Origin of the sequence: Vibrio sp. VP6, from assembly GCF_028823755.1 — a bacterium.
In the GTDB taxonomy this organism is placed as follows: Bacteria; Pseudomonadota; Gammaproteobacteria; order Enterobacterales; family Vibrionaceae; genus Vibrio; species Vibrio parahaemolyticus.
In genome coordinates, this window is the sequence record NZ_JAPEID010000039.1 from 24483 (window position 1) to 45497 (window position 21015).

Consider the following 21015-nt stretch of genomic DNA (forward strand, 5'->3'; position numbering starts at 1 on the left):
TGATCGCTTATCCAACCATAAAAAAAGCGACCATGTCGGGCTTTTTTTTGATAGCGTAATGATCGCTTATCCAACCATAAAAAAAGCGACCATGTCGGCCGCTAAAGATTACTGCTATAGGGAGTTTTAAGACTCTTTCACTGGCAGAACTTGCTTAACGTATTGTCCTGGCGCTTCATCAATCACTGGGTAATTTTCTGAGCCCACAGGGAATGGTTCAACCTGCTCTTGCGGGTTGTATTGCAATAACCATTCGTTCCAATGCGTCCACCAAGAACCCTCTCTGTGTTCTGCATTGCTCAACCACTCATCAGCTGAGTCATCAAGAGTGTCATTTAACCAGTAGCCATATTTGTTTTTAGCAGGATGGTTAACAATACCAGCAATATGACCCGATTCGCCTAATACAAAGGTCTTATTGCCGCCAGTGTGCAATGCACCTCGGTATGTGCCTTGCCAAAGCGCGATGTGATCTTCTTTCGTCGACACAAAATAACTAGGAATTTTGATCTTGTTGAGATCAATCCACACTCCGCCAATTTTAACGCCTTTGTCTTGCACGAGTTTGTTCTCTAGATAGAGCTCACGAAGCAAGAAATTATGAGACGCGGCACTGACGTTGGTGCTATCGCTGTTCCAGTACAACAAGTCGAAATCAACCGGACTGTTACCTTTCAAGTAATTGTCGACGTAGTAGTTCCAGTACAAGCTGTTTTCACGCAACAAGCTGAATGTTACGCTCAGTGAACGACCATCCATGTAACCTTTTGCGTTGTTCTGCGTCTCGATAGCGCTAATGATTGTGTCGTTAATGTACGCGCCGACTTCGCCCGGTTGAGAGAAATCCAAAAGCGTTGTGAAGAACGTCGCCGATTTGATGCGCTTCTTCATACGTTTTGCTGCATAGTACGCAACAGTGCTCGCTAAAACCGTACCACCAATGCAGTAGCCTGCCGCGTTGATTTGCTCTTGCCCTGTGATTTCTTCAATCGCAGAAACCGCTTTCACAACGCCTTCAGTAACGTAATCACCAAATTCAACATGCGCTTGCGCTTTACCTGGATTACGCCAAGAAATCATGAACACACTGTGGCCTTGTTCAAGCAACCAGCGAACCATCGAGTTCTTCGCAGTGAGGTCAAGAATGTAGTATTTGTTGATGAAAGGCGGAACGATAAGCAGTGGTGTCGCATTGACTTTTTCTGTTAACGGACGATATTGAATAAGCTCAAACAACTCATTCTGAAACACCACATCGCCAGCGGTTGTCGCAACGTCATCACCCACTCGGAAAGCGTTGTTGTTCGTCATACGCACTTTTAAAATGTCTGCGCTCGACTCAACGTCTTCTTTCAACTGCTCTAAGCCAGCCAGTAGATTTTGGCCGTTTTGCTCAAGTGTCAGCTTCAAAAGCTCTGGGTTTGTTGCGATGAAGTTGGAAGGAGAAAGTGCGTTAATGGCTTGGCGAGAGAAGAAAATAATACGTTCTTTCGTCTTTTCGTCTAAGCCTTCTAAAGACTCGATGGTATCAAGATAGGTCTTACTGAATAAAAGGTAGGATTGTTTGATGAAGCTATACATGGCTTCATTTTGCCACGCTTCGTTTGAGAAACGCTTATCCCCTTTTTCAGCTTCAATGATTTGTGCTTGATTCCCCGCCAATGCAACATTCTGCCAAATTTGCAGTTGCTGTTCCCACCACTGTGCTTGCAGCTTTAAAATCGCAGCAGGCTGATTCGCAGCTTGTTCGAACAGTTTGGCAGTATCCTCAAAGTTCACTTCTTGCATGGCCTTGTTTAAAGGAGAGTTCACGACTGCCTTGTTCACTTCGAAATCATGCCACCACTGATGATTGGTTTCCTGAAGCTTCACAAGATAGTCCGAAAAGAAGTGTTGAAACATAGTCTTACTCCTATATTCGGAAAAAACAACGCCGCCCAAATCTAGGGGCGGCGAGAATCGGACAAATTACGCTGGAGTAACAGTCTTTAGATTTTCCGAAGTCATCTTCTCAACGTCTTCTTTGAACTCTTTTGCAATGGCTTGAAGCTTGTTGCTGTCATCCATCATTTGCTGAGAAAGCTTAGTAAGCACGCTTAGTTGTTGGCTGTTGAAAGCAGTTAGTGATGTCACGTCTTTGATTTCTGACGCTGCTTTCATCTGGTTTAGACCCACTTCGCTGTAAGTGCGAATTGCGTTCAGTTGAAGCTCAGTCAACACTTCTACGTTTTTTGTCACTAGCTTGTTGAACTTCAAGTAAGGTTCTAGATTTTTTTCAGTTTGATCGCTAAATGTTTTGAAAAAATCAGTGTACATGGTTTATCTCCTAGAGAAAGAATTAAAAATGTCCGTTTAAATAATTACTTAACTGCTTTTACAACCACAGCCGTGCCCATGCCGCCGCCCACACAAAGTGAAGCAACACCATATTGACCATTTTGCTTATGAAGCTCGTGAACAAGCGTCACTAAAATTCGGTTGCCCGATGCACCAAGCGGGTGGCCTAGCGCGATAGCACCGCCGTTAAAGTTCGCTTTATCTTGAATCGCATTAACTGGAACTTGGTTGGTTTCCGCCAACTGATGAATCACGCCAAGTGCTTGCGCTGCAAATGCTTCGTTTAACTCGTAAACGTCGATGTCGTTTACTGTGAGTTCCGCTTTTGCGAGTGCTTTATTGACCGATTCAACTGGACCTAAGCCCATGATTTTCGGATCAAGACCCGATTGCGCGTAGCTTACAATCTCAGCAAGCGGCGTTAATCCGTGCGCTTTAACTGCGCTTTCAGACGCAACGATAATCGCACTCGCGCCATCGTTAATGCCCGACGCATTACCAGCAGTCACTGTGCCTTCGCGGTCAAAAGCAGGACGCAGCTTGCTTAAAGCTTCCATTGTTGCGTTCGCTTTTGGGTATTCATCGGTATCGAATAGTACGGTTTCTCGACGCTGTTGCACTTCCACTGGCACAATTTCGTCTTTGAATTTACCTGCTTCAATAGCGGCTACCGCTTTCTGTTGGCTCGACAACGCATATTCGTCTTGCTGTTGACGAGTTAGGCCGATTTCTTTTGCTACGTTTTCTGCCGTCACACCCATGTGATATTGGTTGTAAACGTCGGTTAAACCGTCCGCTACGAGCAGATCTTTCAGCTCCAGATTGCCCATTTTATTGCCATCACGAATGCTGCTTGGTGCGGCAAACGGAATCTGAGACATGACCTCAACACCCGCTGCAACAACGATCTCTGCATCGCCACTACGGATATGAGAAACTGCGTCCATGACCGTTTTCATACCACTACCACAAACCATGTTTACGCCATATGCAGGAACAGATTCAGGAATCCCAGCAAACAATGCGGCTTGGCGGCCAACACCCATGCCTTGACCTGCACCAACAACGTTGCCGACAATCACTTCGTCAACCTTGTCGCCAGCCAACTTTGCTGCTTCTAACGCGCCCTTAATCGCTACTGCTGCCAGATCGCCAGCTGAGGTATTTTTCAGGCTGCCACCAAAAGCGCCGATTGGGGTACGCTTCGCCGCTACGATAAATACTTTTTCCATCATCTTATCTCCTTAGTGCATGTATAGGCCGCCGTTCACCGACAAAGTCTCACCGGTGATATAGGCGCCGGCATCGCTGACCAAGAAGCTCACTGATGCTGCAATTTCTTCTGGTGTCGCAAGGCGTTTCATTGGGATTTGGTTCGTGATGGATTCCAACACTTCTGGCTTCATTTGCTCAACCATTGGCGTACCTGTGTACCCCGGAGCGATAACATTGACCGTCACACCCGAGCGAGCGCCTTCGTATGCCAAGGCTTTAGAGAAACCGATCATCCCAGCTTTCGCCGCCGAGTAGTTTGCTTGACCAAACTGCCCTTTTAGACCATTGACTGAAGAGATATTGATGACACGACCACCACCTTTTTCGCACATTGCTGCGAATAGGGGTTGCGTAACGTTGAATAGACTATTGAGGTTGGTATTGATGACATCATTCCAAGCTTGCGCAGTCATCTTTTTAAACACGCCATCGCGTGTGATACCTGCGTTGTTGACAACAACATCAATGGTTCCTTCTTCCTCAAGCAATTGCGCTAACTTCTCTGCACACTCAGCGGTGTTTGTTACGTCCAACTCAAAAAGGCGAACCTGATCTTTGGTAAAACCTTTACTGTTGAACCACTCCAGCGCGCATTCGTAGTTACCTGTGAAATAAGTAGCGATTACACGGTAACCGTCATTGACTAATTGAGAGGAAATAGCAGAACCAATTCCGCCTTTTGATCCAGTGATCAAAGCGACTTTCTTCATTGAAGACTCCATTCTTAACGGCATTTAAAAAGCAAACTTAATACACTGATGAAATAGTTCACCAACTGACGTGTTTATTTATTCTTTTGACAACCAATCCTGTGCTGCCTTTTATTTTAAGTTAACCTAGAAATATTACATTTCAAATAAAAAACTAATCCATTTGCATAAGATTGATTTAGATCTCATTACACATGAAATGTTATAAAATGGTTAAATCTTCATAACTCATTGTTTTTAATAGTACTTACCTGAAACATTAGTCTACCAATACGGTAAAATAATCCTTATATATCATATGATTACATACAGAACAGCAGACGTTACATTATGTCATGATTTAAGATCTGAATTTTAAGTCTAAATGATTATGGCAAAAACAAGATTAGAATAATAATTCAAATATCAGTAAAGACAATTATCAAACATATCATTTAATTACTGCATTTAATGACAATTTAGTTATCAACATAGCTATTTAAAACAATGAAAATAAACAACGAAAAAATATGAACAATTAAATATATTTAATCGAAGATCGATATAAGAGTTTGTCTCATACTGGTGCAATACGCACTATTATGACGCAGAGATTAAAATATAATTTCATTTTAATTTTAAATATCCGAATAACATCAGCTAACTAACACAAAAAGCAACCGTTCGCTTTGTAGTAGCATCCTCTCCCGCTTTGCACTATCTTTGTGGCTTCTCTTTAATCACTAAGTCATCAACAGATATGAATATTGCATTACTCAGTATGTTCATCCCTACTTTCTTTTTCGTCTCGATTACTCCAGGAATGTGCATGACGTTGGCACTCACATTGGGAATGAGTGTCGGCTATCGCCGGACACTGTGGATGATGATTGGGGAACTCGCCGGAGTCGCTCTGGTTTCCATCTCTGCTGTACTCGGCATCGCCGCAGTTATGCTCAATTATCCGTGGCTGTTTACCTTCCTCAAATTTGGCGGCGGTGCGTACTTGCTCTATTTAGGTATCGAAATGTGGCGATCTCGGGGCAAACTCGCGATCAATTTGGAGAACTCAACTTCACCACCTAAAGGTAACTGGAATTTGGTTCTGCAGGGCTTCGTTACCGCCATCGCGAACCCTAAAGGTTGGGCGTTTATGATCTCACTTTTGCCTCCATTCATCGACCAAAGCAAAGCCTTGGCGCCACAGCTCATGGTTTTAGTCTCGATCATTCTGCTGTTCGAGTTCATCTGTATGTCACTTTACGCGACAGGCGGTAAAGGGCTTAAACGTGTTTTAGGCCAATCAAAAAATGTACGTTTGATGAACCGTTTCGCAGGCACTTTGATGATGGGCGTTGGTGTTTGGCTGTTTGTGAGTTAGAGCGGAACTAAAAGTAATGAAAAACCTCTTTCAAAAGTTCACGCAAGTGATGAGTGAAGTACTAGATTTTCAGGCCCGAGTGTGGGTTGTGAACGTCTATGCAGGAGAGCATAAAGGCGAGTCTTATGTCGTTAATGAAGATGCTTTCTCTGAACCTCTTCAGTGGATGAAGAAAAAAGGCTACCAAGAGTCGATGTTGAATAAAGTCGAAGCAATGAAGCGCTCACAGATCTTAGAGTTCGATTTGGGACGAGTAAAACATCGTCTGATGCGTGTGAAATAAGCACAAAAAAAGCGCAAGCACTTTTACCTTAAAAGAACGATGCTATGGCGCAGCGTCGATCTCAACAGGCAGATAATGTTTCGGCTCCAGTTTCAACCACTCTGGCAGCACGGTACCAATCGAAATCGATGACCATGTACCAGACAGAACACCAATAAACATCGCGGTTGAGAAACCAGCCAAAGGCGCTCCTCCCATAATCCACAATGCTCCAACGGTGATCAGTGTTGTACCAGATGTCACCATGGTGCGTGAAAACGTCGCGATAACAGCTTGGTCATTGATGTCTTCTGTTTTCCAACTCTGCTTCGCAATCAACAGCTCACGGATTCGGTCTGCAATGATGATCGAGTCATTCAATGAGTAACCTAAAATCGCCAGCACAGCAGCAAAAACGGTTAAGTTGAACTCCATTTGAGTAATTGCAAAGAAGCCAAGCACTAAGATCACATCATGGGCCAAAGCAAACAGTGAACCGCTTGCCAAACGCCACTCAAAACGGAAACACAAGTAACCGAGAATACTCAACACACAAATCAACAGTGCTAAGCCACCTTGTTCAAACAAGTCTTGGCCAACTTGAGCACCAACAATACTGTTGCTGACAACATCAACTTGGTGAGAGATTGGCTTAAGTACATCTGCCACGCTTGGTAATGTCTGCCCTTCTTCCGGCGCAGAGTAACGGATCACCCAACGGCCATCTTCACCAGAACGTGTTACTGACGTTGACTCACCAAGTTTTGGTTGCAGTACGTCAAGCAGATCATGGTTAGTTAGCTGCTTATCTACCTTTACTTCTGTCACCATACCACCAGTGAAATCCAAGCCGAGGTTCAACCCTTTAAAGCCCAGAGCGACTAACGCGATCACCGTCAAAATGATGGAAACTAGCGTAGTAAAGTAGCGAATTTTACGAATATTTTGTTTTAACATTTCGACCATGATTAAACCCTCACATCACGACGGGCATCGCGGCCCCAAATTAAATTGATCATTGCTCGAGAGGCAAATACGCCTGTAAACATACTGGTTAACAAACCTAATCCGAGTGTTAAGGCAAAGCCTTGGATTGGGCCATTACCAATGGCGTACAAAATCACGGCGGTGATCATAGTAGTAATGTTGGCATCAAGGATGGTCGAGAACGCGCTGTCAAAGCCTAGATCAATTGCTTGAGCGAAGCTGCGGCCTTCACGCATTTTGTCCTTAATACGTTCGAAAATAATAACGTTGGTGTCCACTGCCATACCGACGGTTAACACTAAGCCTGCAATGCCAGGAAGCGTTAACACAGCGCCTGGTAACAAAGCAATTAGGCCAAGCAAACAAAGCATGTTGGCACAAAGCGCCACGTTCGCTACCCAACCTAAGCGGCGGTACCAAAGTGCCATAAAGGTCAGTGTTAAACCCATACCTAAAGCCAGTGCTGCAAAACCGTTTTCAATGTTTTCTGCACCCAGAGAAGCACCGATAGTACGCTCTTCCACAATAGTAACCGGCGCAGTTAGTGAGCCCGCGCGAAGCAATAGCGCTAACTGCTGCGCATCGTCCATGCTACCTGCTCCGGTAATACGGAACTGGCTACCAAGTTGAGATTGAATAGTCGCGACGCTGATAACGCGCTCACTACGCTCGGTTACACCGCGATCGTTTGTCTTGTACTCTCGGTAAACGGTCGCCATTGGCTTGCCGATGTGAGTTGCTGAGAAGTCGCTCATTTTCTTACCACCAGCGTGGTCAAGAGAAATATTTACTTCTGACATACCCATTTTGTCGACACCAGCACGAGCGTTTACGATGTGCTCACCCGTTAGGACTGGTCGTTTTGCCAAAATCACCGTACGGCCGTCATTGTCTTGAAGAACAAGATCTTGGCTGCTGTGTGCTTGGCTCGCATCTTTCACTTCATAAAACGCCAAGCTTGCTGTTGCACCAATAACGTTTTTCGCTTGAGCAGGATCTTGTACACCAGGGAGTTCAATTCGAATGCTCTCTTTACCTTGGCGTTGCACTAGTGCTTCTGTGATACCAAGTTCTTCAATACGACCACGCATGATCTTCAGGTTTTGTTGAAGAGTCGACGATTGAAATTCTTGGATATTTTGTTCACTCGGTTCAAGCACAAAGCCACGAGATGAACTTTTTGAAATCCAGCCAGGGTAGTTTTGACGCAAGAACTTGTTCACTTCCGACAATGCTTGCTCGCTGTCACTGTTTACCGTAATTCGGTTGCCGCTTTCTGCTCGAACTTGCACACCACGAACACGCTGATCACGTAAATTCGCTTTAATTTCATCAATCAACGCATCACGTTGCTCTTCAAACGCTTTATTCACATCAACATTCAACAAGAACTGAACGCCACCACGAAGGTCAAGACCGAGTTTAATTGGGCTAAAGCCCATCTCATTCAACCATTCTGGCGCAACCGATACGTATGAGAAAGTGATGCTGTCGTCTTTATTTAGCTCTTTGTTTAACAACGCACGAGCTTTACTTTGCGCATCTTCACCATCGAATACAATGGTTGTTTTGCCGTCTTTTTCAATGATTTTGTCGGCTGAAATATGGTTGGTTTTTAGCAGTTGATTCAGATGAACAACCGACATTTCACTGTTGTTTTGATCCGCAAACGTCAACTGGATAGAAGGCTGTTCGCCAAACCAAGTTGGGATCGCACTTAAAGTTAAGATAATGACCGTCGTGATTAATACGACATATTTCCAAGCTGAGTAGTGATTCATCAGCTTTCTGTTCTTTTGCTGCTTTGGTGTTTTTTTCATGTAAACATCATCCCTTCACGATGAAGTGAAGCTTTTAATAACAAGGCTTAACACACGACAGATGCTCCCAGAATAAATTCAGGGTATGAAATGCTCAGAACGCTCGCGCCCTGTCGAATACAATCGTCGTGTTAAGAGTGCACAATGGTGCAAATAGATGGTGTTTAGGCAGAGAACTGACTATTGAGTGCGACGTACATGGCATTGGTCTCTTTCCAACCAGAAATGCGATGATCGCTTGTGAAATGATAAAATGTGGACTGGTTGTGACGCCAGTTAATGTCCATCAAGCTGTATGCGTAACCCGCATCAGCGTAAAACGGAGTCGTGAGATCGCCGACAAAATCTACGTGCTCGTCATCAAGCCCTTCTCGTAAGTAAGACGTCCAGCGTTGAGAGTTAAACAAAGCAACGGAATCAAGACTTGCATGACCTTCAGATACTGGAGATTGAGAACTTTCTTCTGAAACTTCAGAGAAATCGACGGAAGAGTTTGGCGATACACTTGCAGCTACAAAAGGTTGTAGCTTAGAAAAGTGCGGTACGTGAGCCTTGTGATCGATTTGCGCAGCAGATACATGCACTGGTAGCAATACCATTGCAAATAGCAGCAAAATCAATTTTCTAAGGTAAATCCAAGGCATAGAGACTCACTAAAAACACAAAGAGCCAAGTTAGGTCACTTGGCTCAATGATAGTATTCCTATTGATTATGGTTCACAACTAAAAAGTTATAAATCTCTGATTTCAGGTTTGCATCGTTATTGCTTTTATCAAAACGTCTGTAGAGAACCAATGTAATCGGTCGTAAGTTACCGATAAAAAAGCTCACCCTTATCGACATCTAAGTAGATCTTGTTCTCTTGCTCCAAACCGCCGCAATAGATGAAGTAAACATTGCGCTTTTTGAACGTCACAGAACGAACCCAACCACCGAGCTCTTCAAAATCACTAGGATCACACGTTTCATCTTTCAGCAATTGCTGGGTTTTGTTTCGGAACATATCTAAATGCTCCTTCAAGTCGTCTGACTTTTGCAGATAACCATCCAAGATCTCTAATCGCTCTTGCTCTTTGATGACTGGCTCAGCGTCAGAGAGACCTTTCGAGTCGACCCATTCCGCAGTCTCTTCTCCACCATCTTCGTAAACGATGTAGTCAGATAGACGAAACCAACCCTCGACCTTTTCCAGCACAGACACTTTTTCGCCTTTGTAAAGCGCATCAACTATCAAAGACTTATCATCAGGCTTGTTGTAAACGTTAACGCGACGCTCGATAACGTAATATTCCGTGATTTCAGGAGCTGGCGCGTCTAAATCCATGATGGGTTTGGAGGCATCCCCTTTATCTAAAGGCGCCTTTTCCGTTTTAGCCACAACAGGCTTTTCAGGTTCGTCTTTTTGCATGAAAAAGAAATAGTAACCAGCACCCGCGCCACCCAACAGAAGAAGAATCAACACTGCGATGAGAACTTTTTTCATGTTCTTTTCCTTTTTATTCTTTGTGCTTATCTCGCCATCTATACTGTTTAGAGACGGTTAACTTACGTGAGCAATCATGATCAACAAACACTATTGGATGCTGATACTTATCTTGTTCCCTTTGCTAGGGTTCGCCAATGTTCAATGTAATCCATCTTCTTGGAATGACAATCTTACCCAATTCAACCGTTTAGAGTCCAACTACAATCAGCATGTTAAGGTGTTCAACACCTTGTTAAGTGAACACAAGCAGCGCCAACTGCTTTCGCAAACTTTTTCCACAGATGAACTCAGTTTGTTATGGCGCGCTAAGTACAATCAAAACCTGTTCCAAAATCAGCTAAAAGCCTCGGTTCAGTACAAAGAAGAGTTAACGCAAAAAGCAAATGAGCTTATCAAGCTTAGTACCGAGTCGCAGTGGGCAGCCAATGGCTGGGAAAAGCTCGCTCAAAGTTGCAGACATAATAATGAAACAGCGAACCAAATCAGTGCGGAATGGTATCGAGAAAACGCTCAACAACTGGCTAAAGACTATACGACCCTCTCCTCACAATTTCTGGGATTAGCCCACCTTTATGACAAAGAAGCGAGTGCATTAAAATACGCCCAAGGCTCTCGCCATTAAACTGTTACAAAATGGGACTGTTCCCCTTAATAAAATTGATTAACCAATAACCAAACCAGCCATTTTATAGAGACATACGTCACAATAATGCTTTACTTACGCGCGTTTTTTGGTTAATTTACCCATTAACAAAATTTAATAAAAAGTCACATTTGGCTGGAGATGATGCTACAAAAATGGTTATCAATCGATTAAGTAACAGGGATTGTCCTAATGCTACCAAAGCCAAGTTTTTGTCAGTAGTTAGGCACGTAAAAGAGTTCGGTTCAATTAGCGATTTGGACCTATGTAAAATCTTCGGAGAAACAATTTGGAGTGATGGAAGGGAATACCATTCAGCCGCGTTCTCATTTAAGGTTGATAGACAAACTGGTGACTGTAAGATCTCACAGTACAAACACCAATAAGGCTTAAAAGTTTATGAAGCGGAGTTAGGAAACTGGCTCCGCTTTTTTGATCATGACAATCGTGAAGTCGTGGTCGGAGTAACCCTCGATTAATTGTGCATCTGGGCATAGCCATCGACAATAGCGCAACACCCCCACTTTGTTATGCGATTCTAGCATTCTCATGCTCGGCAGCTTTTCTTCATCGAGTAAGTTAAACACACAGCCTATTCGAGCCGCTCGATACATCTTCTCAATCATTTCAATCGTATGATTGGCATTGCTCGATTTGTAGTTTAATGAACCTGACGCGAACACATAATCACTTTGAGGAAGAACAAGCTTAGAAAAGTCGCCACAAATGAAATTAACAGGCGTTTTAAAAGCTTTCTTTCTGGCCTTTGTGATGAACTGCTTCTGCAGATCAATGCCGACATAGCGCGCTGGATATTGATTCTGGCTCTCAATATATTCAAGCAGATCACCAAAGCCACAGCCAATATCGAGAATACTAACTGCCTCTAAACAAAGGCTACGAGTCAGCGCTTCAAATCGGCTGATTTGGCTATATTTGTCCTGCCAACCCAGCGTACGCGCTTTATCATTACCAAATTGTTTGTAACGCTTGCGGTGGTAGTTGGCAATCTTCAATCTATCGAGCCACTTCATTTATCTCCCCTCTTGCTCACTACAGGACAATGATCAAATTAAATGGGTAAACAGCCATTTCCTTTTACCTGCCGAATAGCAAGGTGTGTGTGGATGTCTTTGACGTTTTCTAACCTTTGCAGCTTTCTCGTGAAGCTTTCGTATCCGGGAAGATCTTTACTTACCACTTCCAATAAATAATCGTAAGCGCCAGATACAACGTGACAAGAAATCACCTCATCCATATCGACGATTGCGGTTTCAAACTCATCGATTGACGACGCTTGGTGGTTATTCAAACTCACTTCAACGAACACCGTCATCGCAATACCTACTGCGCCACGTGAGATCATCGCTCGATATCCGCTGATAACCCCTTCTTGTTCAAGACGTTTTAAGCGCCTCGCACATGGTGAAGCAGAGAGCCCTACTTGGTCAGCGAGCTCCGCTGTCGTTAATGTGGCGTCTTTCTGTATGAGATGAAGTAACTGCCTATCAATTTTGTCCATGCCAACTCCCTTTGCCTAAAATCACTAAATTTAATTAATTAAACGCAGTTTAACACCAATACTGAAACAAAGTACGTCACATTTTGCCAACATGATGCGTCAGTTTCGTTCAATAATTACAGCGAACTTTACACATGGACGCGACAACGATGATTTTGGGATACGCTGCAATTTTAGTGACCGTACTGCTTTGGTCTGGTTTTTTCATTTCGCTCAAAGGTGGGGCAATTTCGGCACTGCAACCTGCTGATATTGCTTTGGTGCGCTTTCTCGTTCCTAGCCTAATCTTGTTGCCTTTTGTAATGAAACATAAAGCCGCCCTAAAAGCCGTTCCCAACAAATACCTTACTGGTATTGTCTTGGGTAGCGGTTTACCTTATTTACTTGTAGCGGGCACTGCCATGCATTTCGCTCCCGTCGCGCATGGTAGCGCCTTAATACCTGGCACGTTGCCTTTGTTTGTTTCTGCCATTGCAGTCTTGTTCTATCAACAATCGCTGAGTCATCACCGCATTATTGGTCTTTCCACCGTACTGCTGGGTATTTTTGTGTTTCTGCTATCTAATATCGGGGAAGAATACAACTGGTCTCAACTTCAAGGGCACGCGATGTTTTTAGTTGGCAGCTTGATGTGGGCGGTTTTTACTATCAGTGCACGAGTAGCCAACCTCAACGCTTATGTATGCGCGGGTTTTGTCGCCATCGTCTCGTTACTTATGCTTATCATCGCAGTCGGGTTCGGTTGGATAGACAGTTATTTAGCGGTAACGCCTATCTCCAATTGGCCTTGGAAGGAGCTGTTTAGCCATGCAATGTTACAAGGTGTCGGCGCAGGGCTTATCGCATCGTTTACGTTTATCTATGCCATAAAAATCATTGGCGCCGAAGCCAGCGCCGCATTTGGGTCTCTCACTCCCGTTGTCGCAACGTTGCTTGCCGTTCCAATCTTTGGCGAACAACCGGATTCGCTAACTTGGATCGCGTTAATTCTGGTCACTTGCGGTAGCGTGGTCGCTAGCCAAATCTTTATGAAGCACGAACTTACTCAAACTTATCGCCCACCACTTCACAGATAGCGATTAATTGACAAAAACTTTTATAAACCACACTTGATGAGTAAAACGGCGTTTTGGTAGCCTCTTTTCAATCAGAAATTGGAACCTCAGATCTTATGCCAGCAACTCATACGAAAGATGTACTGCATAAATTCCTCAAACCAGGGATGAAACTCTCGATTAACTTCGAATTTGGACCAAAAGATAAATTCAGCTACTCAACCGTTTATTTAGGAATAAAAGAAAATTCTTATTTGATCCTCGATATTCCGATGCGATTGCTCGAAGATCAAGTGATGAGAAAACTGCATAACGCCGATGTGATTGTGCGCGGCGTTTCCGACACTGAGCTTGGTCACGTGTTGGCTTTTAAATCCAGTGTACTAATGACAGCCGTTCGTCCTTCCCCTCTGCTCTTTATTCGCATACCCGGTACGTTCGCAACTAAACCTGTTAGAGAGCACGAGCGTTACAAGCTACAAATGGACTGTACCATCGATCACAGCGGCAATATTTATGACGGCAGTTTGGTTGATTTTTCACTGGCAGGCGTCGGTGTTCAGACCTTTATTGAACCTGAGTTTAAGGTTGGAGACCGAGTTTCGGTGGTATCACCTCTTAGCATTCATATAGGAGAGGAAAATCCTTGCTTGATCGCCAATATAAAGAAGCAACCCAAAGGCTGGGTGATAGGCATTCGATTCGAGCAACCCATTACTATGACTGAAGATTTGAAAACCAAGTTGCTGGAACAGTCCTTTCTGACCAGCAACGTATGATTTAGTGAACTGAGACGCGTCAAGGCTATGATTGACTAAAGCGCGTCGCGGCAAAACTGTTGAGTAACCGATGTACGGCATAAGTAACAAGCAAAGTGACCACGATGGCAAACAGTATGCTGCTGACTCGATACAAAGCACTAAAGATCAGATCACCATCGGGGGTGAGATACTGTCCAAATAAGATCCCTAAAGTAGTGAGGCCGCCAAAGCCAGCACCTGAACCACTGGATTCTTTCACATGCATGTAACTGAATATCATCGCGCCAATCCAAAGTAACGGCACAATAAACAGCAAAGTATCTGACCAATCATACAAAATGAGCTGCCCGACGATACCAAAGGTCACGCCTAGCAATGTGCCCATCGCCCGTTTACGAGCGTAACCTAAGGCGCCATTCCAATGCATTGGAAACAGGAGCAACAAGGTTGTCGCCTGCGCTGACATGGAATCGTTCAAATCAAAGATCTGAAACACCAAAAAGGACATGGTTGCAATACTCGCCCCCATAAGAGCCTCATGTCGCATCCGATGGCTTTGTTTGGCTTGTGAAGGCTTTGGCGGCGGTTGACGAGGTTCCGCATCAGGAATCAAAAACGTCACCAAATACGCTACAATGATGGACAAGACGTTCGCCTGTAAGTTACTAAAAATAAGATCATTCAGATCCGTTGTCGGGTAACTAGCAAAGTGCAGCATGATACTCAAGCTAAGCACACTGTTCGCGCCAAATAGAAACAAACTCCCTTTTGACATACAAGCAAACTTGTAAAGAAACAAGCCGAACGCAATCAAGGTCATCAACACCGGATGGCTACCAAACAAGCCCCCCAAAATGCCAACCTCTAGCCCACAAACAACAGCGGAGAAGATTAACTGTCTTGATGCATGCAAGTTCACTACCGGTACCATACCGAGCAAAAGCATGGGTGTTACGGTGAAAAACACACCGTAGTTCCAGCCAAACAGCTTACACAGTGTAAAGCCGATGGTTGCTCCTGTTGCTATGCGTAAGCATTGTCTGAAATCGTTCTCAGACATGGGGTGGTCCCATAATTTCATACCACCTCCCAATTAATAGATGTAATGCAAAGTACTCAAAAGACGAATTTGCAGACGAGCCAGCCAACCTGAAATCATGTTATCAGGCAATAGTTGTACCGTCGCACGAGCACCCGCCGGGAAAGCTTGTGGCTGTTCGTTGATAGACAAATGCAATCTCAAACGCTGAGCATCCCTCACCCAGCGGTTGGAATCTGTTGGTGTCGCGAGGCGGCCGTCTGCATCAAATTGACCCGAGCTTACCCCGGCATCCAAACTGGTAATGCGGGCTTCAAAAACCTCTCCGGGCAGACTATCAAAGGCCACCAGAGCTCGACTATCACGGTTAAAATGACGCAAACTTTTCTCGCGAAAGTCCGCAATAATATCAACTTGATCCGAAACCAGTGCGATAAGTGGCGTCCCCGCAGCGGCGTAAGCACCTGTCTCTAACTGCAAGTTCGTGATAACACCATCGTGCTCGGCACTTACTTGAGTGTAAGAAAGGTTAAGCTCCGCTTGTTTTAGCTGGTTCTGAGCAACACGCACGTTGACGTTAGCTTCGCCGAGCTCGCCGCGGCTTACTTCTAGCTCTTTCAGGCGGGCTTTTACTGCTAGCAAATTCGCTTTTGCCGCTGTTGCACTACTCTGCGCATCATCTCGTTGTTGTTGAGACGTACCGTTTCGGCTGAACAATGTATTCAGTCGATTAGCTTCACGGATTTTTTGCTCAGCGACGATTTTACTCGCTTCCACATCCGCTTTGGCTGCCGTGATAGAGGCATCCAACTGCTCATTGTTTTGGATCACTTGTTGTAAGTTTAATTGCGCTTTTTCTACCGCTAACTTGTATGGCTGCGGATCGATTTGGAACAACAAGTCGCCTTTTTGAATTTCTTGGTTATTTGCCACATAAAGATGGGTGATTTGCCCATTAACACGGGGGGCGACCTTAGTTACCACTCGGGTAGCCATCGCCTGAGGAGTTAACGGCATTGCTAAATCAGCAACAAGAAAATAGGCAAAGACAAGGACAAACGCGACGCAAGAATATTTGATCCAACGCGCGAACTTTTGGTCTGGAGTCATAGGCGTTTACTTCTCTTTTTTATTAGGATTTCTGACTTTATTCGCCAAGTGAATCGAGCGCATTGTGAGCAATTTGCTCTAGGACCAAGCCCAATTTCTTTAGCTCTTGGTCATTGATTTCTGAGAGCAGTTTTCGACGAACCTGCAAGATGCGTTCTTCCATTTGTATCAACAGCTCTTTGCCTTCGTCCGTTAAGCTGACAATTCGTGCTCGCTTGTCATGCTCACAACAACGTCGCGTAATGAGCGATTGCTCTTCGAGTAGTTTTAGCGTGCGCATCAACGAGGCAAGCTCAATCTCAAGCGCTTCAGCAAGTTGCTTTTGACTGATGTTGTCGCCCATTCGATACAGCTTCCAAAGCGCCGTCCAGCGCGGGTAAGTTAGGTTTAGCGGTTCGAGCTCACGGTCGGCAACCATCTTCCATAAACGAGCGACACGAGACAGTTTTTCGGCAAGGGACAGATCTCTCAAAGTGTTGATGTCTTGAATCATAAGATGCACTCTATTACTTAGCGTGCTAAGTAATATAATTTAGTTAGCACGCTAAGTAAATATTTTTGTGATTTAAATCACAATGAATTTTTGCGCATTTAAAAGGTTGCGAAGAATTAAGATCTTCAGATTGCAGGAAAGAAAAAGCCCAACTCAGAAAAGCTAAGTTGGGCTAGGTAAACAAAGAAACTACCGTAAATGTGGCAGCAGACTATGTCCGTTCAATCAAGAAGCGCTGCTTGAAGTCAACAAAAGCCTCGTGGAGTGCATTTTCTTTAATGGGTTTCAGCAAAACATAGTTCGCGCCTGCTTCCATAAATGCATCACTGGTTTCTTGCGCAGTGTCGGCGGTGCAGGCGTAAATTGGCGTCCCCAATTTCAAGTTTTGACGAATCTCTTTCGTGGTTTCGATGCCACCAAGATGCGGAAGTTGGTTATCCATCAAAATCAAATCATAAGAGTGATCTTTTAAGAACTCCATGGCTTCTAGCCCATCCTTCGCCCAATCAACCTGCATCTTGTATTTGGTACAAAACGCTTTAAGAATAAAGGCGTTAGTATGGTTATCTTCCACCAGCAACACTTTCAGACTTTCATCAAACAACTCTGCAGGTTTTACGCGTTGGCTCGAATCCAACGGAGCCAGAACTCGCTCACGATCCTTTACTGGCAGCGTAACAACAAATGTGGTTCCTTGCCCTTTTTGACTGCGAACTTGTACATCCCCGTCGAGCATATCGACCAAGTTTTTCACGATGGTCAAACCAAGGCAACTGCCACCGTATTCGCGAGTTGTGGTCGCTTCTTCTTGAACAAAAGGTTCGAACATTTCATCCAACTTGTCGGACTCAATACCGATACCCGTGTCGCTGATTTCAACCACGAGCACACTATTGTCTGCGCCATAAAACTGCTCTAACTCGGCATGTAAACGCACGCAGCCCGATGGCGTGAACTTCACCGCGTTACTGACTAAATTAAACAGAATTTGATTCAGGCGAACTTGGTCAGTGAAAATCTCTACATTGCCATCAAGCTGGTTTTCAATGACAAGTTCAACCCCTTTGTTTTCACAAATAGGGCGATAGATGTTTTCTAGCGTTCGCATGGTATCAGCGAAGGAGAAAGGATGTTTTTGGATATTGAACTTGCCTTGTTCAATCTTTGAGAAATCCAAAATATCATTCAATACAGCAAGTAAGTGCTCACCACTGTGGCGAAGAACATCGATTTGATTCTTCTGCTCTTCCGCTTCCACGGAATCTTTGAGTAGCTGCGCAACACCCAAAATGCCATTAATTGGTGTGCGAATTTCATGGCTCATTTTAGCCAAGAAGTCAGCTCGCGCTTGCGCGGACTTTTCGGCTTCTCTGCGTGCTAAGTTACTTTGCTTTTCAGCTTCGATCAGCGTTGTAATATCTTGCCCTTGGACAATGATGCCGCTGATATCACCATCGACACGAATTGGCGATAAGTTCCAACGAAAGACTTTATCACCAATAGGCACGTTCACTCCCGTCAGTGTCGCGCCCTGCGCTGCCATTCTTAAATGTGGCACCAGTTTGTCTTTGAATCCTTTAAATACAGGATGCATGGTTTCGATGTCATTTTCGATCACCAGTTCTTTGCGAGCTGCGGGGTTGATTTGGATCAGCACGCCCGCTTCTGACCACACCATGATTGGCGATAACGCGAAGTTAAACAGATCTCGAAACGATCGCTTCTGAGCTTCTAATTCTTCAAACGTGCTTTCCAGCGTCGAACCAATGTGGTCAAATTCTTCAATATCCGAGCCACCAAAACGCTCAAAGCCTTTTTCTTCCCGAGCAGAACGCGTGTAAGACATGAGCGACCCCAGCTCTTCCACGACTCGGTTTTCAATCCACTCTTTGGTCATCAGCGCAATCATAATCATGCCAATAACAGACGCTAACATCGCCAAAAAGTGTTGAATTTGCAGCGTAACAACACTCTGGTTGTCTTGCACAGTAAGTAACTTCAAGTTGGTGATGGCCGCGTTCACTTCAATCGGCGTTTGGATGATCAATAACTGATCTAACTTCTTCTGGGTCTCTTTGCGTTTCAACACATCGAAGATTTTGTATGACTCATCCCCCGCTAGTGAACTCGCCACAGGAATGTCGTTCGCCACCAGCACAACATTGTCGACGTTGCCTTCGTTTTTTAACTTTTCCATCAAGGCGAAGTTGTTATCCAAGACGACCGCGTTGTACGAATACCCCATCACTTCGCCCGTTTTCGGCTCTAACACAGGAACACGGCGTAGCAACAAGTGACGAGCACCCATTGACGTGATTGACGTGACGTAATACCAATTATTACTGAACGTGACTTTGCTAGTCAGGCCGTCCAGCATTGAGTCGTTGATGCCATAAAAATGCGCGTTCCCATCGTCCCAAATAATACCTTGATGGTCGGTGAGAAAACGAAATTCAGGCGTGTGCGAAGGATCACTCTGATCAATGCTGAGAAAGAAGTAATTTAAGGCTTCTTCATTTCGCTCCGAGTAAAAATCCAAAATCACATCACTTTTCGAATTGCTGTCGTGATGGATCTGAATCGCTGCAAAATGACTTTCAAAAATATTCAGAATCAACGCAGACGTTTGCTGCTTGGTTCGGTCGACCTCCTGCCAAATGATCTGTTTGGAGAAGTAATAACTCTGAACGAAAATGCCTAAAATGATCGGAGCAAGAACGAGAATAATAATTTTAGTTATAAGCGTCGACAGCGAGCGACGCTTTTTTAGCTTTGATGTAATTGTCATCAATTATCTGAGTATCTAAATGCACGTTTTCTGAGAGCTTCAATTCGCTCAGGGGAATCTGATTTGGTCACAACTTCGAAGTCCCCAGAGTACACCGTTGGTACAGGCTTACCTTCCAAATCCCATTTGATCGCCTCTGCCATCGCAATGCCAGTATCATCATTCATACGCATGACGGTGATATCTAACTCCCCTTTTAAGATAGCGTCTAGCTCAGCAGAACCACCGCCCCAGCCATTAATCATTACGTCTTCACGGCCAAGTTCAGACAGTGCTTCGACGGCACCTAACGCAACGTCGGTAGAACAAGCATAAATGAACTCCACATCTGGGTATTTTTTCAAGCTGGCTTTTGCAGCTTCATACCCGGACTGTTTTGTCGCTTTTGTATAGTAAGCAGATTGTAGTTCAAACTGACTGTCTTGGTTCACTTGGTGAATGAATGTGTTACCACGGATATCGCTAATGTAGCCTTCAGAGAAGTACAAAACGCTGTAATGGGTATTTTTCGGGAACTGCTTGCCAAACTCCACAGCGAGTTCGCGACTGCCTTCAGCGTGATCGAAACCGACGTACATAAAAGGCTGTCGAGTTTCCCATTCACGGACTGGCGTCGTGATATTTTGCAGGATAAGTTTGGTTTTGGTGGAATCTAAAACGTGTTCGACAAACTTACGATGTCGGGTCGTATCGAGTGTAAAAATTAAGTAGTCGGAATTGCTTTTCAGTGCTTCCATCAAAGAAAGGCTTTGTTGTTTGATATCGGCGTTTGGTCGCGTAAACACTTGATTGATTTGGTAATCAATATTGAGTTTATCTAAGCGCTTCTCAAACGCGTCGATGTTTCTTATCCAGTAATCAGAAATCTGCTGCCCTGGATAAACAACGGAGATTTTTAATGGGTGTCTTTTTTCAGGGGCAATAGGTACAGGATCGTCTCTCACGGCCGCAGCCAGAGCATCCGTTAAGTGTTTCTGTTCTGGAAATTCATTTAAGAATTCTTGATACGCCCAGTAGCCGTTAAGAACCTGAGAGGCTTGTGAAGCCGGAGACATGCCGGCAATTGAAATCAGGGACAATACTAACGCTTTATTCATTTATTGCTCTTTTAGCTTTTTTTATTGAGCCTACTTCAGCTCTGTTTTTGACCTAGCCGAGTCATCCTTTACTCTTGTAATCTACCTTCCACTGAGTGTTTGTTTCAATAGTAAATTTGTCTACTTGGAACAGAACATCGGGCCATTATGCGTCAGAATAGCCATACATGATATACCCAAAGTCCATATGGTATTCTGCTTTTATCTCAAGAAGCTTGGATGTATCGGGCTCGGCCGTATTAGTCAGCTGTATCAATAAATATAAATAA

The 21015-nt window shown here is 44.4% G+C and carries 21 protein-coding genes; 6 read left to right on the forward strand and 15 right to left on the reverse strand.

Annotated elements, in window-relative coordinates; translation table 11 throughout:
* Positions 1-126: 126 nt before the first annotated feature.
* The 4 genes from phaC to OU793_RS19765 form a co-directional block, all read right to left on the reverse strand.
* Entirely contained in the window at positions 127-1902 is a 1776-nt protein-coding gene (gene phaC / locus OU793_RS19750) for a class I poly(R)-hydroxyalkanoic acid synthase (RefSeq protein ID WP_140100448.1), read from the reverse strand.
* Positions 1903-1968: 66 nt separating this feature from the next.
* Entirely contained in the window at positions 1969-2316 is a 348-nt protein-coding gene (locus tag OU793_RS19755; protein ID WP_005398278.1) for a phasin family protein, read from the reverse strand.
* Positions 2317-2360: 44 nt separating this feature from the next.
* Positions 2361-3569 carry an acetyl-CoA C-acetyltransferase gene (locus tag OU793_RS19760; protein WP_011106441.1) on the reverse strand — a complete coding sequence of 403 codons (1209 nt, stop codon included), beginning with the start codon at positions 3567-3569 and terminating at the stop codon, positions 2361-2363.
* A 12-nt stretch (positions 3570-3581) separates the two neighbouring features.
* The gene (locus OU793_RS19765; RefSeq protein WP_005477336.1) at positions 3582-4322 is read right to left on the reverse strand and encodes an SDR family oxidoreductase; all 741 of its coding nucleotides are present in this window, start codon (positions 4320-4322) and stop codon (positions 3582-3584) included.
* A gap of 739 nt (positions 4323-5061) precedes the next feature.
* On the opposite strand from OU793_RS19765, the gene OU793_RS19770 reads away from it, so the two are divergent.
* Both OU793_RS19770 and OU793_RS19775 read left to right on the forward strand, forming a co-directional pair.
* Positions 5062-5682, forward strand: coding sequence for a LysE family translocator (locus OU793_RS19770; RefSeq protein ID WP_025525188.1), 621 nt, complete (start codon positions 5062-5064; stop codon positions 5680-5682).
* Between the two features lie 16 nt (positions 5683-5698).
* The gene (locus OU793_RS19775; protein WP_005485023.1) at positions 5699-5965 is read left to right on the forward strand and encodes a hypothetical protein; all 267 of its coding nucleotides are present in this window, start codon (positions 5699-5701) and stop codon (positions 5963-5965) included.
* Between the two features lie 42 nt (positions 5966-6007).
* Here OU793_RS19775 and secF read toward each other — a convergent pair whose 3' ends face one another.
* The 4 genes from secF to OU793_RS19795 all read right to left on the reverse strand — a co-directional run bounded on the left by secF (position 6008) and on the right by OU793_RS19795 (position 10235).
* Entirely contained in the window at positions 6008-6910 is a 903-nt protein-coding gene (gene secF, locus OU793_RS19780) for a protein translocase subunit SecF (RefSeq protein WP_005463489.1), read from the reverse strand.
* Positions 6911-6912: 2 nt separating this feature from the next.
* Positions 6913-8751: a protein translocase subunit SecD gene (gene secD, locus OU793_RS19785; RefSeq protein ID WP_005373570.1), complete on the reverse strand. Its 1839-nt coding sequence runs from the start codon at positions 8749-8751 to the stop codon at positions 6913-6915.
* 164 nt (positions 8752-8915) lie between these two features.
* The gene (locus OU793_RS19790) at positions 8916-9395 is read right to left on the reverse strand and encodes a hypothetical protein (RefSeq protein WP_005477272.1); all 480 of its coding nucleotides are present in this window, start codon (positions 9393-9395) and stop codon (positions 8916-8918) included.
* Positions 9396-9563: 168 nt separating this feature from the next.
* A complete protein-coding gene (locus tag OU793_RS19795; protein ID WP_140103887.1) occupies positions 9564-10235 on the reverse strand; it encodes an SH3 domain-containing protein in 672 nt (223 codons plus the stop codon).
* A gap of 76 nt (positions 10236-10311) precedes the next feature.
* Here OU793_RS19795 and OU793_RS19800 point away from each other — a divergent pair, with 76 nt between their 5' ends.
* Together OU793_RS19800 and OU793_RS24935 are read left to right on the forward strand one after the other, a co-directional pair.
* Complete coding sequence (locus OU793_RS19800) at positions 10312-10860, forward strand: hypothetical protein (RefSeq protein WP_020841884.1); 549 nt, start codon at positions 10312-10314, stop codon at positions 10858-10860.
* Positions 10861-11036: 176 nt separating this feature from the next.
* Positions 11037-11267: a hypothetical protein gene (locus tag OU793_RS24935; protein ID WP_025621960.1), complete on the forward strand. Its 231-nt coding sequence runs from the start codon at positions 11037-11039 to the stop codon at positions 11265-11267.
* Between the two features lie 24 nt (positions 11268-11291).
* Here the strand turns inward: OU793_RS24935 and OU793_RS19805 are convergent, their stop codons facing one another.
* Both OU793_RS19805 and OU793_RS19810 read right to left on the reverse strand, forming a co-directional pair.
* A complete protein-coding gene (locus OU793_RS19805; protein ID WP_140103888.1) occupies positions 11292-11915 on the reverse strand; it encodes a bifunctional 2-polyprenyl-6-hydroxyphenol methylase/3-demethylubiquinol 3-O-methyltransferase UbiG in 624 nt (207 codons plus the stop codon).
* A gap of 38 nt (positions 11916-11953) precedes the next feature.
* Positions 11954-12403, reverse strand: a complete 450-nt coding sequence (locus OU793_RS19810) for an Lrp/AsnC family transcriptional regulator (RefSeq protein WP_005485150.1) — start codon at positions 12401-12403, stop codon at positions 11954-11956.
* A 149-nt stretch (positions 12404-12552) separates the two neighbouring features.
* Between OU793_RS19810 and OU793_RS19815 the strand changes: the two genes are divergently transcribed.
* Both OU793_RS19815 and OU793_RS19820 read left to right on the forward strand, forming a co-directional pair.
* On the forward strand, positions 12553-13479 hold the full coding sequence (locus OU793_RS19815; RefSeq protein ID WP_179115289.1) for a DMT family transporter: 927 nt from the start codon (positions 12553-12555) through the stop codon (positions 13477-13479).
* A gap of 95 nt (positions 13480-13574) precedes the next feature.
* The gene (locus OU793_RS19820) at positions 13575-14237 is read left to right on the forward strand and encodes a flagellar brake protein (RefSeq protein WP_005499292.1); all 663 of its coding nucleotides are present in this window, start codon (positions 13575-13577) and stop codon (positions 14235-14237) included.
* Between the two features lie 25 nt (positions 14238-14262).
* Here the strand turns inward: OU793_RS19820 and OU793_RS19825 are convergent, their stop codons facing one another.
* The 5 genes from OU793_RS19825 to OU793_RS19845 all read right to left on the reverse strand — a co-directional run bounded on the left by OU793_RS19825 (position 14263) and on the right by OU793_RS19845 (position 20746).
* The gene (locus tag OU793_RS19825) at positions 14263-15300 is read right to left on the reverse strand and encodes a DUF2955 domain-containing protein (protein WP_020838056.1); all 1038 of its coding nucleotides are present in this window, start codon (positions 15298-15300) and stop codon (positions 14263-14265) included.
* A 12-nt stretch (positions 15301-15312) separates the two neighbouring features.
* Positions 15313-16368: an HlyD family secretion protein gene (locus OU793_RS19830; protein ID WP_029824929.1), complete on the reverse strand. Its 1056-nt coding sequence runs from the start codon at positions 16366-16368 to the stop codon at positions 15313-15315.
* Positions 16369-16405: 37 nt separating this feature from the next.
* Positions 16406-16861 carry a MarR family transcriptional regulator gene (locus OU793_RS19835; RefSeq protein WP_193237436.1) on the reverse strand — a complete coding sequence of 152 codons (456 nt, stop codon included), beginning with the start codon at positions 16859-16861 and terminating at the stop codon, positions 16406-16408.
* Positions 16862-17072: 211 nt separating this feature from the next.
* Positions 17073-19649, reverse strand: a complete 2577-nt coding sequence (luxQ, locus tag OU793_RS19840) for a quorum-sensing autoinducer 2 sensor kinase/phosphatase LuxQ (protein WP_274647822.1) — start codon at positions 19647-19649, stop codon at positions 17073-17075.
* Complete coding sequence (locus tag OU793_RS19845; RefSeq protein ID WP_005463467.1) at positions 19649-20746, reverse strand: autoinducer 2-binding periplasmic protein LuxP; 1098 nt, start codon at positions 20744-20746, stop codon at positions 19649-19651. The genes luxQ and OU793_RS19845 overlap by 1 nt, the downstream gene beginning before the upstream one ends.
* Positions 20747-21015 lie beyond the last annotated feature (269 nt).